The 16673-nt window shown below is 67.4% G+C and carries 14 protein-coding genes; 7 read left to right on the top strand and 7 right to left on the bottom strand.

Annotation, left to right across the window (positions count from 1 at the left end):
- Positions 1–2: 2 nt before the first annotated feature.
- On the bottom strand, positions 3–1274 hold the full coding sequence (locus C1O66_RS20495; RefSeq protein WP_394341052.1) for an efflux RND transporter periplasmic adaptor subunit: 1272 nt from the start codon (positions 1272–1274) through the stop codon (positions 3–5).
- A 246-nt stretch (positions 1275–1520) separates the two neighbouring features.
- On the opposite strand from C1O66_RS20495, the gene C1O66_RS20490 reads away from it, so the two are divergent.
- Together C1O66_RS20490 and C1O66_RS20485 are read left to right on the top strand one after the other, a co-directional pair.
- On the top strand, positions 1521–2198 hold the full coding sequence (locus C1O66_RS20490; RefSeq protein ID WP_165794714.1) for a TetR family transcriptional regulator: 678 nt from the start codon (positions 1521–1523) through the stop codon (positions 2196–2198).
- A gap of 267 nt (positions 2199–2465) precedes the next feature.
- Complete coding sequence (locus C1O66_RS20485; protein ID WP_394341051.1) at positions 2466–4829, top strand: YgiQ family radical SAM protein; 2364 nt, start codon at positions 2466–2468, stop codon at positions 4827–4829.
- A gap of 18 nt (positions 4830–4847) precedes the next feature.
- On the opposite strand, the gene C1O66_RS20480 is transcribed toward C1O66_RS20485, so the two are convergent.
- Positions 4848–5261: a hypothetical protein gene (locus tag C1O66_RS20480; RefSeq protein WP_102769886.1), complete on the bottom strand. Its 414-nt coding sequence runs from the start codon at positions 5259–5261 to the stop codon at positions 4848–4850.
- 5 nt (positions 5262–5266) lie between these two features.
- Positions 5267–5692, bottom strand: a complete 426-nt coding sequence (locus C1O66_RS20475) for a phage holin family protein (protein WP_102769885.1) — start codon at positions 5690–5692, stop codon at positions 5267–5269.
- Positions 5693–5878: 186 nt separating this feature from the next.
- On the opposite strand from C1O66_RS20475, the gene C1O66_RS20470 reads away from it, so the two are divergent.
- Entirely contained in the window at positions 5879–8128 is a 2250-nt protein-coding gene (locus tag C1O66_RS20470; RefSeq protein WP_223696841.1) for a putative bifunctional diguanylate cyclase/phosphodiesterase, read from the top strand.
- Between the two features lie 90 nt (positions 8129–8218).
- Here the strand turns inward: C1O66_RS20470 and C1O66_RS20465 are convergent, their stop codons facing one another.
- Both C1O66_RS20465 and ald read right to left on the bottom strand, forming a co-directional pair.
- Entirely contained in the window at positions 8219–8521 is a 303-nt protein-coding gene (locus C1O66_RS20465) for a DUF883 family protein (protein WP_394341050.1), read from the bottom strand.
- A gap of 108 nt (positions 8522–8629) precedes the next feature.
- A complete protein-coding gene (gene ald / locus C1O66_RS20460; protein ID WP_102769883.1) occupies positions 8630–9745 on the bottom strand; it encodes an alanine dehydrogenase in 1116 nt (371 codons plus the stop codon).
- Between the two features lie 169 nt (positions 9746–9914).
- On the opposite strand from ald, the gene C1O66_RS20455 reads away from it, so the two are divergent.
- A complete protein-coding gene (locus tag C1O66_RS20455) occupies positions 9915–11141 on the top strand; it encodes a 6-phosphofructokinase (protein ID WP_102769882.1) in 1227 nt (408 codons plus the stop codon).
- A gap of 122 nt (positions 11142–11263) precedes the next feature.
- Positions 11264–12238, top strand: a complete 975-nt coding sequence (locus tag C1O66_RS20450; protein WP_102769881.1) for an aldo/keto reductase — start codon at positions 11264–11266, stop codon at positions 12236–12238.
- A 9-nt stretch (positions 12239–12247) separates the two neighbouring features.
- Here the strand turns inward: C1O66_RS20450 and C1O66_RS20445 are convergent, their stop codons facing one another.
- Together C1O66_RS20445 and C1O66_RS20440 are read right to left on the bottom strand one after the other, a co-directional pair.
- Positions 12248–13090: a MipA/OmpV family protein gene (locus tag C1O66_RS20445; protein ID WP_102769880.1), complete on the bottom strand. Its 843-nt coding sequence runs from the start codon at positions 13088–13090 to the stop codon at positions 12248–12250.
- 151 nt (positions 13091–13241) lie between these two features.
- Positions 13242–14096 carry a GIN domain-containing protein gene (locus tag C1O66_RS20440; RefSeq protein WP_165794713.1) on the bottom strand — a complete coding sequence of 285 codons (855 nt, stop codon included), beginning with the start codon at positions 14094–14096 and terminating at the stop codon, positions 13242–13244.
- A gap of 341 nt (positions 14097–14437) precedes the next feature.
- Here C1O66_RS20440 and C1O66_RS20435 point away from each other — a divergent pair, with 341 nt between their 5' ends.
- Entirely contained in the window at positions 14438–15109 is a 672-nt protein-coding gene (locus C1O66_RS20435) for a response regulator transcription factor (protein ID WP_102769878.1), read from the top strand.
- Positions 15106–16533: an ATP-binding protein gene (locus C1O66_RS20430; RefSeq protein ID WP_102769877.1), complete on the top strand. Its 1428-nt coding sequence runs from the start codon at positions 15106–15108 to the stop codon at positions 16531–16533. The genes C1O66_RS20435 and C1O66_RS20430 overlap by 4 nt, the downstream gene beginning before the upstream one ends.
- Positions 16534–16673: the final 140 nt, after the last annotated feature.

Genomic DNA, 16673 nt, shown 5'->3' with positions numbered 1-16673 from the left:
GATTAGCGGCTGGCGGCCGAGGCCGGAGCGGCGGGTGCGGCCGATGCCGCGGGCGCCGAGGCGGCCGCAGCCGCAGACCAAGGCACCGGCGTGACCGGCGCACCGGGCACAAACATCTTCTGGAAACCGTCGACGATGACCTGCTCGCCCGGCTTCAAGCCATCCAGCACCACCCATTGGTTGCCCTGGGCGCTGCCGACCTTGACCATGCGCGGTTCGGGCTTGTTGCCGGCACCGACCACCAGGACCGAATCGCCCTGGTTGCTGCGCTTGACCGCCTGTTGCGGCAGCAGGATGCCGGCCGGCAGCTCGCCTTGCGACAGGCGAACGCGCACATACTGGCCGGGCAAGAGCTGACCCTCGGCATTGGGCACCTCGGCGCGCAGGCTGACCTGGCCCGATGCGGCATCGACGCTCAGGTCGGTGAACAGCAGGCGGCCGGGCTTGGCCAGCTCGCTGCCATCGTCCAGGACGACACGAACCTGGGCGGCCTGGGCACCGGCGGCGCGCAGCTTGCCGCCGGCCAGGGCGCGGCGCAGCTGCTGCACTTCATTGGCGCTCTGCGTGAAGTTGACGTAGACGCTGCCGGTTTGCTGGATCAGGGCCAGCTGGGTGGCTTCCGCCGCGCTGACCAGGGCGCCTTCGGTCACCAGAGCACGGCCGATGCGGCCCGAGATCGGCGCCGTGACAGCGGCGTAGCCGAGGTTGAGCTTGGCGCTCTGCACGGCGGCCTTGCCAGCGGCCACATCGGCCTCGGCGGCCTTGGCGGCGGCCACGCTGCTCAGGTACTCCTGCTGGCTGATGGCGCGGGCCTCGACCAGGGGCTTGTTGCGCTCGGCCTGGGCGGCGGCCTGGGCAAGATTGGCTTGCGCCTTGGCCAGGCTGGCCTGGGCGCTGTCGAGGGCAGCCTGGTACGGCGCCGGATCGATCTGGAACAAGACCTGGCCGGCCTTGACCTCGGAGCCTTCGGTGAACAAGCGCTTGAGCACCACGCCGTTGACGCGGGCGCGCACCTGGGCCGTGCGCTGGGCTTCCACCCGGCCCGGCAGCTCGGTCTGCAGGCCCACGGCCTGCAACTCGGTCTTGACCACACCGACCGGAGCCGGCGGCGGCATACCGCCACCGCCCGGGCCGGCAGCGGCCTTGTCACCGCCGCCGCAGCCGGTCAACACAGCGGCCACGGCAATGGCCAATGGCAGCACATACAGCGCACGGGCACGCAGGGCCTCGCGGGCGGAATTGGGGGCTTCAGGAGATTGAAGTTGGGAGGGCAGCATCGGGCTTGTCCTTTGATGTGGCAGAGCGTGCGTCGCAGCGGGGGCGATCGGGGAAGGGTGATGTGGCGTGTCGGGCATCTTGCTTCAGATCAAGCGCCGGCGACACATGTCAGGCACGCTCGGACCTTGGGGCTGTTGCAGAACGGTCGGCAGTATATACATACATTCGCGCATGTATGTTAAATCGCGTAAAATCCCTACACCATGGCCCGGAAAACCAAACAAGAAGCACAAGAAACACGCATGAGCTTGCTCGACGCGGCGGAACAGCTGTTCCAGCAGCGCGGCGTCTCACGCTGTTCCTTGCAGGACATCGCCCTCAGCGCCGGGGTCACCCGCGGGGCGATCTATTGGCATTTCAAGGACAAGGCCGAGCTCTTCGACGCCATGATGGATCGCGCCACCATGCCCCTGGAAGAAGGCATGGATGTGAACGTCGATGCCAAAGGCGTGCTCAGCCTGCGCGATCTGCGCTGGGGCCTGGTCAACGTCTTTTACTCGGCCATGCACAACGAGCGCACCCGGCGTGTGTTCGAGATCGCCATGCAAAAAGTCGAGTACACCGGCGAGATGCAGGCCCTCAAGGAGCGAAAGCTGCAATCGCACCGCAACTGGCGTGAGCAGAACCGCCTGTGTTTTGAGCACGCCATCGAGATCGGCCAACTGCCACCGAGCCTGAACACCAGCCGTGCGGCCGTCGCCCTGGTGGCCCTGGTGGACGGCTTGCTGCATCAATGGATCATGGACCCCGAGTCCTTTGACCTCATGGATGTGGGGCAGACCGCCATCGAGGGCTTTCTCAACAGCCTGAGCCACAGCCCAAGTGCCTGCGCCGAACCACTGCTGCCGCCCATGACCGCGGAGGAAATCGCCCGCCTCGGCCAGCAAGGCATCTGCCAGGGATTGAAGCGCGAAGATTGAGTTGCGCTGGCGTGCCGACCGGCTCCGCAAGGCCCAGGCGCCCTGCCCTGCCGCATTTCCACACGGAATACCCCGCAAATTTAACGGCTGCTCTCGGGTTTGCCCTCAGGCCTGGGACAATCGCGGGTTGCTCTTTCGGAAACTGCCGCCGTGTCCGCACACCCCACCATCACCCCGCCGAAACCCCAAAAAGCCCTGACGGCCTACCGCCCGTTCTGGGCCAAGCGATTTGGCGTCGCCCCCTTCCTGCCCATGAGCCGGGCCGAGATGGAGCAGCTGGGCTGGGATTCCTGCGACATCATCATCGTCACCGGCGACGCCTATGTGGACCACCCCAGCTTCGGCATGGCGGTGATCGGCCGCACGCTGGAAGCCCAGGGCTTCCGCGTCGGCATCATTGCCCAGCCCGACTGGCAGAGCGCCGATCCCTTCAAGGTGCTGGGCAAGCCGAATCTGTTCTTCGGCATCGCGGCCGGCAATATGGATTCGATGATCAACCGCTACACGGCCGATCGGAAAATCCGCAGTGACGACGCCTACACGCCCGGCGGCCTGGGCGGTGCACGGCCGGACCGCGCCACCCTGGTCTACACCCAGCGCTGCAAGGAAGCCTGGAACGATGTGCCCATCGTCATCGGCGGCATCGAGGCCTCGCTGCGCCGCATCGCCCATTACGACTACTGGCAGGACAAGGTCCGCCGCTCGGTGCTGGTGGACTCGAAGGCCGATCTGCTGGTCTACGGCAATGCCGAGCGCGCCATCGTCGAGATCGCCCACCGCCTGGCCGCGCGCCAGCCGGTCGAGAGCATCACCGATGTGCGCGGCACGGCCTTCATGCGTCGCACCGACGACCCGACTTCGTCCGAATGGTTCGAGCTGGACTCATCCAACGTCGACCAGCCCGGCCGCATCGACACCCTGATCAGCCCTTACCAGACCATTGAAGAAACGGCCGAGAGCAAGGCCGCCTCCTGCGTGACCGGCCAGGTGAAAGCACCGGGCCTGGAAGACGGCGCCAAGCCCATCGCCATCGTGCGCAAGCCCCAGGCGACCGCACCCAGCGGCAAGATCCAGATGCCGCCGCGCGAGCGCACCGTGATCCGCTTGCCGGCCTATGAGCAGGTCAAAAGCGACCCGGTGCTCTACGCCCATGCCAACCGCGTGCTCCATCTGGAAACCAACCCCGGCAATGCCCGCGCCCTGGTGCAGCGCCACGGCGACCGCGACGTCTGGATCAACCCGCCGCCGATCCCGCTGTCGACGCCGGAGATGGACCATGTCTTCGACCTGAACTACGCCCGTGCGCCCCACCCGCGCTATTCCGACGAGCACGGCAGCCATGACGGCGCGACCAAGATCCCGGCCTGGGAGATGATCCGCTTCAGCGTCAACATCATGCGCGGCTGCTTCGGCGGCTGCACCTTCTGCTCGATCACCGAGCACGAGGGCCGCATCATCCAGAGCCGCAGCGAAGACTCGGTGATCCGCGAGATCGAAGAGATGCGCGACAAGGTCAAGGGCTTCACCGGCGTGGTGTCCGACCTCGGCGGCCCGACCGCCAATATGTACCGCATCGGCTGCAAGAGCCCCGAGATCGAGGCCGCCTGCCGCAAGCCCAGCTGTGTCTATCCGGGCATCTGTCAGAACCTGAACACCGACCATGGCCCGCTGATTCAGATGTACCGCCGTGCGCGGGCGCTGCGCGGGGTCAAGAAGATCCTGATCGGCTCGGGCCTGCGCTACGACCTGGCCATCAAGTCGCCCGAGTATGTGAAGGAGCTGGTCACCCACCATGTAGGCGGCTACCTGAAGATCGCACCCGAGCACACCGAGGGCGGCCCGCTGTCCAAGATGATGAAGCCCGGCATCGGCACTTACGACAAGTTCAAGCAGATGTTCGAGAAGGCCAGCGAAGAGGCCGGCAAGAAGCAGTACCTGATCCCCTACTTCATCGCCGCCCACCCCGGCACCTCGGACGAGGACATGATGAACCTCGCGGTCTGGCTGAAGAAGAACGGCTTCCGCGCAGACCAGGTGCAGACCTTCTACCCCAGCCCCATGGCCACGGCCACGGCCATGTACCACTCGGGCAAGAACCCGCTGAAGAAGATCACCCGCAGCGCCGAGACCAGCGAGACCGTGGACATCGTCCGCGGCGAGCGCCGCCGCCGCCTGCACAAAGCCTTCCTGCGCTACCACGATGCCAACAACTGGCCCATGCTGCGCGAGGCGCTCAAGACCCTGGGCCGCGAAGACCTGATCGGCAATGGCAAGCACCACCTGATCCCGACCTACCAGCCGGTGACCGACGGCAGCTACGAAAGTGCCCGCCGCAAGAACTCCACGCCCACCGGCGTGCGCACCTCGGTGGCCAAGCCCCTGGCCAAGCAAGTCTTGAAGCACCCGGCCTCGAGCCCGCAGACCCCGCGCCAAGGTCAGGTCTTGACCCAGCACACCGGCCTGCCGCCGCGTGACAACGGCAGCCGCCCGGCCGGCAAGGCGGCACCCCAGCGCGCCAGCGGCAAGCCGGGCAGCCCGCAGCCCGCGCGTTCGCCAGCCCCGGGCACGCGCATGACGGCGGGCGGCAAAGCGCCGGTCACCGCCTCGCGCGGCGTCAAACGGCCGCGCTGAGCGCGCGGCACCGGGCGCTCAAAGCCCGGTGTCGGACGCCGCGCTGGCCGCGCTCGGGCGCCGGCCGTCAAGCCCTGCGCCAGCCCGGCTGAACTCCCGCCACAGCCGCGCGACCCGCAGACCCAGGCGCAACCAGCCGAGCAGAGACTCGACCGGGCCGTTCGCTGCCTGTGCCGCGCTGCCCGCGTGCATGCGGCGTCGCGCCGCCCAACCCAAACCCAAGGCCGCCAGGGCGACGAGGCCTGAGCTCCACCAGCCGCGGGCACCTGCGGTGCCCAGCTCGGAGCTGCCGGCCATGAAGCTCCGCGCCATCTGAAGCGGCTGCATCAGCTCACGGACGCTGCCGCCCAGTTCGGCGCGCAGCTCGATATTGCGCAAGCGCAGGGCCAGTTGGCGCTGCTGCAGCTCTTGAAGTTCGCGTTGAAACAACATGGCGATCAGCCTCCCAGGCTGGCGCGGTCGCGCGCCAGTTCCGCCACCGTGGCTGCGAACAAGCCGCTGGGTCGGCTCAGCTGGGCCCGCGCGCCACGCCAGGCCCAGGCCGCCAGCAGGGCATAAGCCGACATCAGCCCCAAGGCCGCCCAGCCCCGCCAGGCTTCAGGGCAGAACATCAGCACCGCCAGGCTGGCCATGAACAGGGCGCCACCGGCCAGCAGCAAGGCCAGCAGCATCTGCACCAGCGCGCCGAAGAGGCGCAACTTCTCGGCCTCCAGCTCGGTGGACAGCAGCTCGATGCGGGTCTGTAAGAGCTCCATCAACTGCGCCGGCAAGCGCGTCAGCGGGCCGGGGGCCGGAGGGGCTGGCGGCGGCAGGGCCCCGCCTGCCTGCGCTTCGGGCTCAGGCAGCGAACCGGGCATGGTCATCGTGGTCTCCCATATGTGATCGTCTTGTCGTGCTTTTGTGGCGATCAGAGGCAAGCAAATGCTCTATAACCCCAATCTGCATGTGTCGTGAGTGCCACCAAATAGGCACTTGCGCGCATGGCGACCGGGTACAGAATGAAATACCCTTACGCTATTGTCAATCCATAGGCTGGAGCACAGGCCCTCATGCGCGAGACAAACAGTCCGGCCATGCCCGATGAAGAGGGCGACGACGATCTGCTGGAGTTCCTGGACAGCCCCGAGCACGCGGACGCAAATGACGCCCATCTGGTTCACCCCTGGCGCGTGCTGATCGTTGACGACGACGGAGATGTTCACAAGGCCACCGAGCTGGCCATGCAAGGCCTGCTGGTGGAAGGCCTACCCCTGAGCTTTCTGCATGCCACCTCGGCGGCCGAAGCGCGCCAGGTGCTGGCCTGCGAGCCCGATCTGGCGGTCGTGCTGCTGGATGTGGTGATGGAATCCGAAGACGCCGGCCTGCAGCTGGTGCGCTACATCCGAGAGGAACTCAAGCTCGGTGCCGTGCGCATCGTGCTGCGCACCGGCCAGCCCGGCTACGCGCCTGAAATCGAAACGGTTCAGGCCTACGACATCAACGACTACAAGACCAAGTCCGAGCTGACCCGCACCCGGCTCTACACGGTGCTGACCGCCGCCATCCGCTCTTACCGTCAGATCTGTGCGCTGGAAGCCAACCGCCGCGGCCTGGAACTGATCGTCGATGCCAGCACCGAGCTGAGCCGCCTGCGCGGCCTGCACCGTTTTGCCGAGGGCGTGGTCACCCAGCTCTGCGCCATGCTGGGCATCCTGCCCGAGGGCCTGGTCTGCGCCCAGGTCGGCGTGGACAACGACGCCGAAGTCCGCGTGATTGCCGCGGCGGGCCAGTACAGCGGCATGATCAATTCACCGCTCTCGGCCGTGCAGATCAAGACCGTACGCGAGCGTCTGCAGCAATGCCTGGAGCAGCGCCAGAACATCTACGACGAAGGCACCTGCCTGTATTTCGGCATGAGCAACGGCCGGCCCATGGCGGCCTGGGTCGATGTGGGCCGCGACCTCAGCGACACCGACCAGCAGCTCCTGCGTGCCTTCTGCTCCAACATCTCGGTCGGTTTCGAGAATGTGGTGCTCTATGGCCAACTGCTGGACCAGGCCTACAACGACCAGCTGCTGCACTTACCCAACCGCAACCGCTTTGTCGAGCTGCTGGACAAGAACCTCAAAGACCCGGCCGATGTCACCCTGGCCTTGATCGACATCGACGACTTCTCCGACATCAACGACGCCTTCGGCCACCACTTTGGCGACCAGGTGCTGCGTGCCGTGGTGCTGCGCCTGGGCGAAGCCCTGGGCCTGAACACGGCCATGGCCCGGGTCGGCGCCGACACCTTTGGCCTGCTGGGGCCGAGCGAGCATGTCAGCGCCGACAACATCCAGCGCGTCTTCCTGGAGCCCTTCTCGGTCTCGGGCGAACGCCTGCAGCTCTCGGCCACCACCGGCCTGGTGCGGCTGACCGAGTCCGCCGCGGTGGGCTCCGAGTTGCTGCTCGACGCGCAGATCGCGCTCAAGCAGGCCAAGTCCCAGCACCGTGGCTCGTCCCAGTATTTTTCCTCGGCCATGGGCACCGATGCGCGCGAGCGCTTCAAGCTGCTCAAGGGCCTGCGCGCCGGCTTCGAGGAAAACCGCCTGTTCGTGGTCTACCAACCCCAGGTGCGCCTGTCCGACGCCAAAGCCATCGGCGCCGAAGCGCTGCTGCGCTGGCGCACCGAGGAAGGCAATTTTGTGCCGCCGGACCAGTTCATCCCGCTGGCCGAAAAATCGGGGCTGATCATCAGCATCGGTGAGTTCGTGCTGCGCACCTCCTGCCACCAGCTCAAGCGCATGCTGGATCTGGGGCATGAGGACTTCCGCATGTGCGTCAATGTCTCGCTGGCGCAGTTCCGCCACCCCGGTTTCATGGAGGTGCTGACCAGCGCCCTGCGCGACACCGGCGTGAACGGGCGCAATCTGGAGCTGGAGATCACCGAATCCATGGCCATGGAGGACACGGAGCTGGTGATGCACATCCTGGCCGACATCAAGCACTGCGGAGTCAGCGTGGCCATCGATGATTTCGGCACCGGCTTCTCCTCACTCAGCCATCTGCGCCAGCTCGATGTGGACCGGCTCAAGATCGACCGCGCCTTTGTGCGCGAAGCCCAGACTTCCAGCGCCGGTTCGACCATCGCGCAAATGGTCATCAACCTCGGCCGCGGCCTCAATCTGACCGTGATCGCCGAAGGCATCGAAACCGAAGAGCAGCGCCAGCAACTGCTGGAGCTCGGCTGCCACGAAGGCCAGGGTTATCTGTTTGCCCGGCCCATGCAGGCCGATCAGCTGGAGCGCTGGATGGAGCAGCCCGCCGCCCTGGGCTGAGGCCTGCAGCGGTCGCCGGCACGGCCAGCTCCACAATAAAAAAAGCCCCGCAGCACCATCGCTGCGGGGCTTTTTCATGGCGCTGAAAGTTCAGCGGCGGGCGATGAGCATGCCCAGCAAGAGGCCGACACCGGCGGCCACGCCAATGGACTGCCAGGGGTTTTCGTGCACGTAATGGTCGGTGGCGCGGCCCGCGGCCTTGGCCTTCTCCACCGCAGCGTCCTGCAAGTCATGCAGATTGCGTTTGGCCCGGTCCAGGCTGTCCTGCACCTTGGCGCGCAACTCGCTCGCGCCCTCGCCGGCCGAACCGGCGGTGGCTCGCAGCAAGCTCTCGGCTTCGGCGACCACCGCATGCAGATCGCTCATCAAACGGTCTTTCTGGGACTGGTTCAAGCTGGACATGGTTGTACCTCCTGGTTGGGATTGATGCTCAACATACGCGTACACGGGCTCACAAGCACGCCCGGCTCTCTGCGCAGCCCAGGCCAGGGCTGCGCGTCTTCAGTTGAACAAGGCTTCGGCCGGCACGTACTCGTAACCCAAATCTCGGGCCACTGCCTCATAAGTCAAGTGCCCCTGGGCCACATTCAAACCGGCGCAGAGATGCGGGTTGTCGATCAAGGCCTGTTTCCAGCCCTTGTCGGCCAGTGCCACCGCATGACCGATGGTGGCATTGTTGAGGGCAAAGGTCGAGGTGCGGGCCACTGCACCGGGCATATTGGCCACACAGTAGTGCACCACGCCGTCCACCACAAAGGTCGGATCGGCGTGGGTGGTGGCATGCGAGGTCTCGAAGCAGCCGCCCTGGTCGATCGCCACATCCACCACCACGGCGCCCGTCTTCATGCGCGAGACCATGCTGCGCGTCACCAGTTTCGGTGCGGCGGCACCCGGGATCAGCACACCGCCGATCACCAGGTCCGCCGCCAGCACCGCCTCCTCCACGCTTTGTACATTGGAATACTGGGTGCAGATGCGGTTGCCGAAGACCAGGTCGAGCTGGCGCAGGCGATCGACGTTCTTGTCCAGCACCGTCACCCGGGCGCCCAGGCCGACGACCATCTGCAGTGCATGGCTGCCCACCACGCCGGCACCGATCACCACCACATGGGCCGGCGCCACGCCGGGCACGCCGCCCAGCAGCACGCCCATGCCACCCTTGCTCTTCTCCAGATGCGCCGCACCGGCCTGGATGGACATGCGCCCGGCCACCTCGCTCATGGGCGCCAGCAGGGGCAGGCCGCCGCCCGGGCCGGTCACGGTCTCGTAGGCGATGCAGATGGCGCCGCTCTTGACCAGGGCCGCGGTCTGCTCCGGGTCCGGGGCCAGGTGCAGATAGGTGTAGAGGATCTGCCCCTCGCGCAGCATGGCGCATTCCTGCGGCTGCGGCTCCTTGACCTTCACAATCATCTCGGCCTTGGCAAAGATGCTGGCCGCGTCGGCCGCGATCTGCGCGCCGGCGGCGATGTACTGCTCGTCACTCAGGCCGATGGCGGCACCGGCCTGGGTCTGCACCAGCACCTGGTGGCCGCGGCTGGTCAACTCGCGCACGCTGGCCGGGGTCAGGCCAACGCGGTACTCATGGTTCTTGATTTCCTTGGGGCAGCCGATCAACATGGTTCTTGTCTCCGTGGCTCTGAGGCCTTGTTGGGGTGCACCTTTGTACGCTGCCTGCCTTGCGAAGTGAAGTGAAATTCATGACACTTCAGATCGATAAGCCCCGCTAATGCGGCAAGCCGACGGAGCCCTCCGTCGTCCATTCACCCCCTCCAGCCAGGAACGCTCCATGCCCCCCAGCAAGATCCTCGTCACCCAGGGCGGCGGCCCCACCGCGGTCATCAATCAATCCATGGTCGGCGTGGTGCTGGAGGCGCGCCGGCAGGCCGGGGTCAGCGCCGTCTACGGCGCTCGCCACGGCGTGCGCGGCATCTTGAACGAGGACTTTGTGGACCTGGCCCAGGAGACCAGTCACAACCTCGAGCTGGTCGCACAAACCCCTTCCTCGGCCCTGGGCTCCACCCGCGACAAGCCCGATGCGGCCTACTGCCACAAGATTTTCCAGGTGCTGCAGGCCCACGGCATCACCCATTTCTTCAATATCGGCGGCAACGACTCCTCCGACAGCACCCGCATCATCAGCGAGGAAGCCGCGGCCGCGAACTACCCGCTGCGCTGCATCCACATCCCCAAGACCATCGACAACGATCTGGTGCTGAACGACCACACGCCCGGCTTTGCCTCGGCCGCGCGCTTTGTCGCACAGGCCTTTGCCGGCGCCAACCTCGACAACGCGGCCCTGCCCGGCGTCTACGTCGGCGTGGTCATGGGCCGCCATGCCGGCTTTCTGACCGCGGCCTCGGCCCTGGGCAAAAAGTTCCCCGACGACGGCCCGCACCTGATCTACCTGCCCGAGCGGGTGTTCGAGCTGGAGCGTTTTCTGGCCGATGTGAAGACCATGTTCGACCGCCATGGCCGCTGCGTGATCGCCGTGTCCGAGGGCATCCACGACGCCAGCGGCCAGCCGATTGCTGCGCAACTGGCCAAGGACCTGGAGCGCGATGCCCATGGCAATGTGCAGCTCTCCGGCAACGGCGCCCTGGCCGATCTGCTGTGCGAGGAGATCAAGAGCCGCCTGGGCATCAAGCGCGTGCGCGGTGACACCTTCGGCTATCTGCAGCGCAGCTTCATCGGCTGCGTCTCCGATGTGGACCAGCGCGAGGCGCGTGAGGTGGGCGAAAAAGCCGTGCAGTTCGCCTTCCACGGTGCGGGTGGCCGCAGCTCCGGCTCGGTGGCGATCAAGCGCACCGGCACCTACTCGGTGGACTACGAGCTGCTGCCCCTGGCGGATGTGGCCGGCAAGACCCGGGTGATGGAAGACGAGTTCATCAGCCCCTGCGGCACCCATGTCACCGATGCCTTCCGCCTCTACCTGCGCCCGCTTCTGGGCTCGGGCATGCCGGACGCTTTCCGCCTGCGGCCCAACGCCGTGCCCAAGATCCTGAATCGCGGCTGAGCCCGTCCGGTTTCAAACAATGCCAGGGCCAGCCGCGGCGAGCCCTGGCTCGCACCGAAGCGGCCCGGCTTCGTTACAGTCAGCCTCCCACTCCCGCCTGGAACGCATTGCGCCGCTGACCCATGAAGCCCACACCTCTCCCGCTGAACAAAGTCTTGCCCGGCAGCAGCCGCCTGGTCCTGGGCTGCATGAGCCTGGGCGGGCCCTGGGATGCCCAGGACATCGGCGAGGCCGACATCGCCCAGGCCCACGCGGCGCTGGAAGCGGCCCGCTCGATCGGCATCACCGTCTTCGATCATGCCGACATCTACAAGCGCGGCCGGGCCGAGCGCTGTTTTGGCGCCCTGCTGCGCCGCCAGCCCTCGCTGCGTGATGGGCTCATCCTGCAGAGCAAGTGCGGCATCCGTTTTGCCGATGACGCGGGCCCGGGGCGTTATGACCTCTCGGCCGAGTACATCATCGCCTCGGTGCAGGGCAGCCTGGAGCGCCTGGGCACGGACCATCTGGACCTGCTGCTGCTGCACCGGCCCGACCCCTTGATGGAGCCCGAGGAAATCGCCCAGGCCTTCCGCCATCTCCTGGAGCGCGGCCAGGTGCGGTGTTTCGGGGTCTCGAACATGCAGGCCAGCCAGATGCGCTGGCTGCAGCAGGCCCTGGACCAAGCCCTGGTGGCCAACCAGCTGGAGATGAGCCTGGGCAAGCTCGACTGGCTGGCCCAGGACAGCAGCTTCAACGATGGCCAGAGCGCCAGCGCCCTGCCCTGGGCTGGCACCTTGCAGCACTGTCAGGCCGAGGGGGTGCAGCTGCAGGCCTGGAGCCCCCTGGCCCAGGGCCGTTTCAGCGGTGCGGCAGCGCCGGACGATGCCCGTGGTCAGGCCACCTCTGCCCTGGTGCGCGAGTTGGCGGCGCGCTACCAGGCACCGACTGAGAGCATCGTCCTGGCTTGGCTGCTGCGCCACCCGGCCGGCATCCAGCCGGTGATCGGCAGCAGCCAGCCCGAGCGCATTCTGGCCTGCGGCGCCGCGACTCAGTTGCAGCTGAGTCGCGAAGACTGGTACCGCCTCTACGTCAGCGCGCGGGGTCAGGCCTTGCCTTGAGGCGGGGCTTCAGAACGCCCGGCTGATGCTCAGCGCCACCACCGGCTGGCGTTTCTTCTGCACCAGGGGGCTATTCCCGGCGTCGCCGCGCAGGCTGTTCAGGCCCAGGCGGGCGCTGAAGGTCCAGTCGCTGTCCACCGGCACCATGGCTTGGGCGAACACGCCCAGGCTGCTCAGACCGGCCTTGACCTGGTGCTGGCGCAGCTGGGCCGCGGCGGCCTGCACCGCGTTGACACCGAACAAGGCCTGACCCAGGCGCTTGTCCATGGCCTCGGCACTGACACCCACGGCCAGGGCCAGGCTGCGCGTGGCCAGCAGACCATAGCTGGCATCGAACTGCAGGCTGTGGCCACCTTTGAGGTCCTTGGCGCCTTGGCGGCCCTGCACCAAAGTCCCCAGGCGCGAGTTGCTGCTGATCTGCACGGTGAAGCGCTCCAGCTGCCATTCGGCCGCCAGGCGCAGGGCGGCGGCGAACTTGACTTCGTCGAGCGCGGCCCAGCTTGCGGGCATGTCCTTGCGGCGGCGCCAGTGCGGATCCAGCACCAGCGCGGCGCTGAGGTTCAGGCCCTCGGCCGGGCGCCAATCGGCGCCCACACCTTGCAAGGTACTGGCAAAGAAATGCTCACCGAAGCGCGCCTCGATCAAGGGCGCGGCCAGCAGTTGCTGGCGATCGGCGCCCGGATAACGCGGCAGGCTGATGGCTGCCACACCCCAGCGGGGACCGTGGGCGGGGCCACCGGAGGCCTGGCTGGGGGCAGCACCGGCCTGGGGCGCCTGGGCCGAAGCGGCGGAGCTGGCGGCCAGGGCCGCCGTGAAGAGGGCCGTCAAGGCCAGAGTTTGCATCGGTTTCATCGTCGTGTCGTTCGCTCTACATCAAGGTCAAGAAGGCTGCGTCGCCCCGCGGGGCAGGCAGTTCGTCAAGGGCAATTCAGTGTCTGGCGCTGCGCATGAAGGCGACATGAAGCGCCAGTTGGCCCGGGGCGCGCATCGCACGCCAGGCCCCTCAAGGCATGCCGGCCAGAGCCTCTTCGGCGCGTGGCCGCAGCGAGCCCGAACCCGGCATCCACAACTGCAGCAGCGGCTGGCCGGCATAGCTGACATCGCCCGAGCCATAGAGGCTGATCTGCAACTGCTCCAGCCGGCCCAGATCTGCATCGCCACTGCCGTAGGCGCGCAAGGTGGCACGCTGCCCCTGCAGCCCGGCCGCCCGCACATCACCGCTGCCCGACATCACCCATTCCTGCTGCACGGCGCGCCCTGTGCCCACGCTCACCCCGCCCGAGGCGCGCAGGCGAGCCTCCAGCTGTTCGGCACGCAAGCTGGCCATCTGCACCTGGCCCGAAGCACTCAGATGCAGGCCCAGGCGCTGTGCATGCACCTGGCCCAGGTTCAGATGGCCCGAGCCATGCACATTCAGGTCCAGCTGACCGGCCTCCAGCTGCTCGACCCGCAGGCTGCCCGAACCGCTCAGCACGAGCTTGAGTCGCCCAGCCTGCAGTCGGCCGATCTGCACCTGGCTGGAGCCGCGCAACTCAATGGACTGCAGCGATTCGCTCGTCAGCTGCAAACGCAGCTGCGGCCGCGCCTGCAAGCCCAGATCGCTGGCCACCGTGCCCAGGGTCGGCGCCATCAGGTGCAGCGTCTCGCCGTCCACCCAGGCCCGCACGCGGCCGGCCGGCAGTTCCAGACTGGCCGCGTCCGCCGCGGCCAGCAGCTGCAGATCCATGGCACCATCGAGCTGCAGTTTGCTGAATGCGGGCAGGGCCTGGCGGACCAGGGCCGGCGCAGCGGCCTGGCTCGCAAGGCCCGCCGCCGACTCCCGCGCCCAGACGCACCGGCCCAGCACAAGCCCGAACATGCCAATCAGGAACAGCAGGCGCCACCGCCGCGCACGAGCGGGCCGGCCCTCTGGGCGTCGATGCAATGCACTGGGACAGGGGAAGGATGGTGCGTTCATGCCGGACTCCTCGCTCATGGGAATGAATGGGCTGGGCAGTGTCCGGGCATGGCGATGAAGCTCCGGTGAACACCCATCGACCAGCAGCGCCGCAGCCAGGAAGCGAAGATGAAGCGTCGATGAAGAAGCCGACGCAGTCGGCGCCGAAAGTCACAGTCGCCCTCCTAGAATCCGCCGCCACCGGGGCTGGCTGACACACACCCTGTGCGGCGCAAGCCTCTCGCTCCCTTTCCCTTTCCGCCATGGCCAACATCCTGCTTGTCGAAGACGATCTGCCCCTGGGTAACTCCCTGCAACGCGTGCTGACCGTGGCCGGCCACCATGTGGTGTGGCTGCGCAATGGCGGAGATGCCCGGCGCTTCCTGGGCGATATGGAGTTTTCGCTGCTGCTGCTGGACATCGGCCTTCCCGACGAACTGGGCCTGGATGTGCTGGCCTGGTTCCGCCAGCTCGGGCGCCAGACGCCAGTGATGCTGCTGACCGCCCGCGACAGCGTCGGTGAGCGCGTGCTGGGCCTGGACGCTGGCGCCGACGATTACCTGGGCAAGCCCTTCGCCATGGAGGAGCTGCTCTCGCGCGTGCGCGCCCTGCTGCGCCGCCACAGCGGCCAGGTCAGCAACACCTGGCAGCTGGGCCCCTTGAGCATCGACACCGCACGCCGTCGCGTGCAGCTGAGCGGTCAGGAGGTGGCCTTGTCGGCCCGCGAGTACGACATCCTGCTGGCCCTGGCAGCCGAACCGGGCCGGGTGCTGACCCGTGCCCAGATCGAAGCGCGCCACCAGCTCAGCGACACCTTGGACAGCAATGCCACCGATGTGCATGTCTACAAGCTGCGCAAGAAGCTTGGCAACGAATGGATCGGCACCGTGCGCGGAGTGGGTTATGTACTGGATCTTCCCGAAGGCCAGGCATGAGCTTCCTGGCCCACAAGATGCAGCCCGAAGGTGCCGCCGCAGCCCCCTACCCCTCACTGATCCAGCGCCTGATCGCCTGGCAGGCCCTGGCTCTGGTGCTGGCCTGGTTGGTGCTGGCCGGGATGCTGACCTGGCGCGGCGTGGCCTGGGGTGAAGCCGAGGTGCAGACCCGCATGCAGCGCATGGCCACGGTGCTGGCCAGTGCCGCCCTGAGCCCCGAACCCGAGCTGAAGCAACGCATGGACGCGACCGAGAGCGCTGTCATGGCCCTGCTCGGCCTCGACGAGGAGTTTGCCCAAGGACTGCGCTCGGCCTACCAGCTCTGGGATCGCGACGGCCGCCTGCTCTACCGCAGCGCCAATGCGCCCAGCAGCCGGCTGGACGCCCCACCGCCGGCCGGCCAAGCGCCGTTCTGGCAGGTGCAGCGCTCCGACCCGGGCCAAGGCATGGGCCGGGTGCTGCTGATTGCCGAGCCGCGCGAGATCGCCTTCAGCGCCGTGCTGCCGGTGCTGTGGCTGGTGCTGCAATCGCAGCTGGGCGTCTTCCTCTGGCACGGCTTGGTCATCTGGCTCAGCGTGCGCGTCGGACTGCGCCCCTTGGCCCAGCTGGCCCAGCGCATCGCCAAACGGCGGGCGGGCGACACCGCGCCGGTGCAGGTGGACCGCCTGTATGCCGAGACCGCCCCGGTGCTGCGCGAACTCAACGAACTCTTGGCCCATGAAGCCCAGCGCCTGGACAAGGAGCGCCGCTTCCTGGCCGACGCCGCCCATGAATTGCGCACGCCCCTGGCTGCCGTCAATGCACAGGCCCATCTGCTGCTCAGCGAGGAAGACGGCCAAGCCCGGCGCGAAGCGGCCGGCGCGCTCAAGCAAGGCATTGCCCGGGTCTCCCACCTGCTGGCCCAGCTGCTGACCCTGGCTCGGGCCGAAGCTGGCGCAAGCGCTCAGCCCGAGCAACGCAGCGAGCTCGACGCGGCCGACCTGCTGCGCGGCCGCGTGGCCCTGCTGGCCGGCCTGGCGCGACCGCGTGGCATCGAGCTGTCACTGACTGCGCCGGAGCAACTGCCCTTCCGCTTGGAGCGCGAAGGCTTTTGCTCCATCGTCGACAACCTGATCGACAACGCCATCCGCTACACCGCGCCGGGTGGCCGCGTCGAGATCAGCCTCAGCCTGCTGCCCGACCAGAGCCTGGAGTTCTGCGTGCGCGACAACGGCCGCGGCATCGCCCCCGATCAACGCGAGCGCGTGTTCGAGCGCTTCTACCGCGTGCCGGGCAGCAGCGAGCAGGGCACCGGCCTGGGCCTGGCCATCGTGCGGCGGATTGCCGATCGCGAGGGCGCAGAGCTGCGCTTTGTGGACGGCCTGGACCAGCGCGGCCTTGGGCTGTGCCTGCGCCTGCCGCCCGGCGCGCCGGCGACGGCCTGAACAGGCCCTAGCCCGGATGTTTCACGAGGTCGGCCCTGGCCGGCCTGCAGCACCGATGGGCACGATGATCTCTCGCGTCGACCTGCGCTCCACTTTGGATCCTGGGCCTACGCGGGCTTGCGCGGCCCAGTCCTTGCCCC

Origin of the sequence: Paucibacter aquatile (assembly GCF_002885975.1) — a bacterium.
Classification (GTDB): domain Bacteria; phylum Pseudomonadota; class Gammaproteobacteria; order Burkholderiales; family Burkholderiaceae_C; genus Paucibacter_A; species Paucibacter_A aquatilis.
Note: the sequence above shows the minus strand (reverse complement) of the source record. Positions and strands in the feature narration are given on the sequence as shown.

Coding starts and splice junctions, on each gene's coding strand:
- C1O66_RS20445 (WP_102769880.1), bottom strand. CDS start 13,090: ATGAAACCGATGCAAACTCTGGCCTTGACGGCCCTCTTCACGGCGGCC.
- C1O66_RS20480 (WP_102769886.1), bottom strand. CDS start 5,261: ATGTTGTTTCAACGCGAACTTCAAGAGCTGCAGCAGCGCCAACTGGCC.
- C1O66_RS20440 (WP_165794713.1), bottom strand. CDS start 14,096: ATGTTCGGGCTTGTGCTGGGCCGGTGCGTCTGGGCGCGGGAGTCGGCG.
- C1O66_RS20430 (WP_102769877.1), top strand. CDS start 15,106: ATGAGCTTCCTGGCCCACAAGATGCAGCCCGAAGGTGCCGCCGCAGCC.
- C1O66_RS20455 (WP_102769882.1), top strand. CDS start 9,915: ATGCCCCCCAGCAAGATCCTCGTCACCCAGGGCGGCGGCCCCACCGCG.
- ald (WP_102769883.1), bottom strand. CDS start 9,745: ATGTTGATCGGCTGCCCCAAGGAAATCAAGAACCATGAGTACCGCGTT.
- C1O66_RS20475 (WP_102769885.1), bottom strand. CDS start 5,692: ATGACCATGCCCGGTTCGCTGCCTGAGCCCGAAGCGCAGGCAGGCGGG.
- C1O66_RS20450 (WP_102769881.1), top strand. CDS start 11,264: ATGAAGCCCACACCTCTCCCGCTGAACAAAGTCTTGCCCGGCAGCAGC.
- C1O66_RS20485 (WP_394341051.1), top strand. CDS start 2,466: ATGGAGCAGCTGGGCTGGGATTCCTGCGACATCATCATCGTCACCGGC.
- C1O66_RS20470 (WP_223696841.1), top strand. CDS start 5,879: ATGCGCGAGACAAACAGTCCGGCCATGCCCGATGAAGAGGGCGACGAC.
- C1O66_RS20490 (WP_165794714.1), top strand. CDS start 1,521: ATGAGCTTGCTCGACGCGGCGGAACAGCTGTTCCAGCAGCGCGGCGTC.
- C1O66_RS20435 (WP_102769878.1), top strand. CDS start 14,438: ATGGCCAACATCCTGCTTGTCGAAGACGATCTGCCCCTGGGTAACTCC.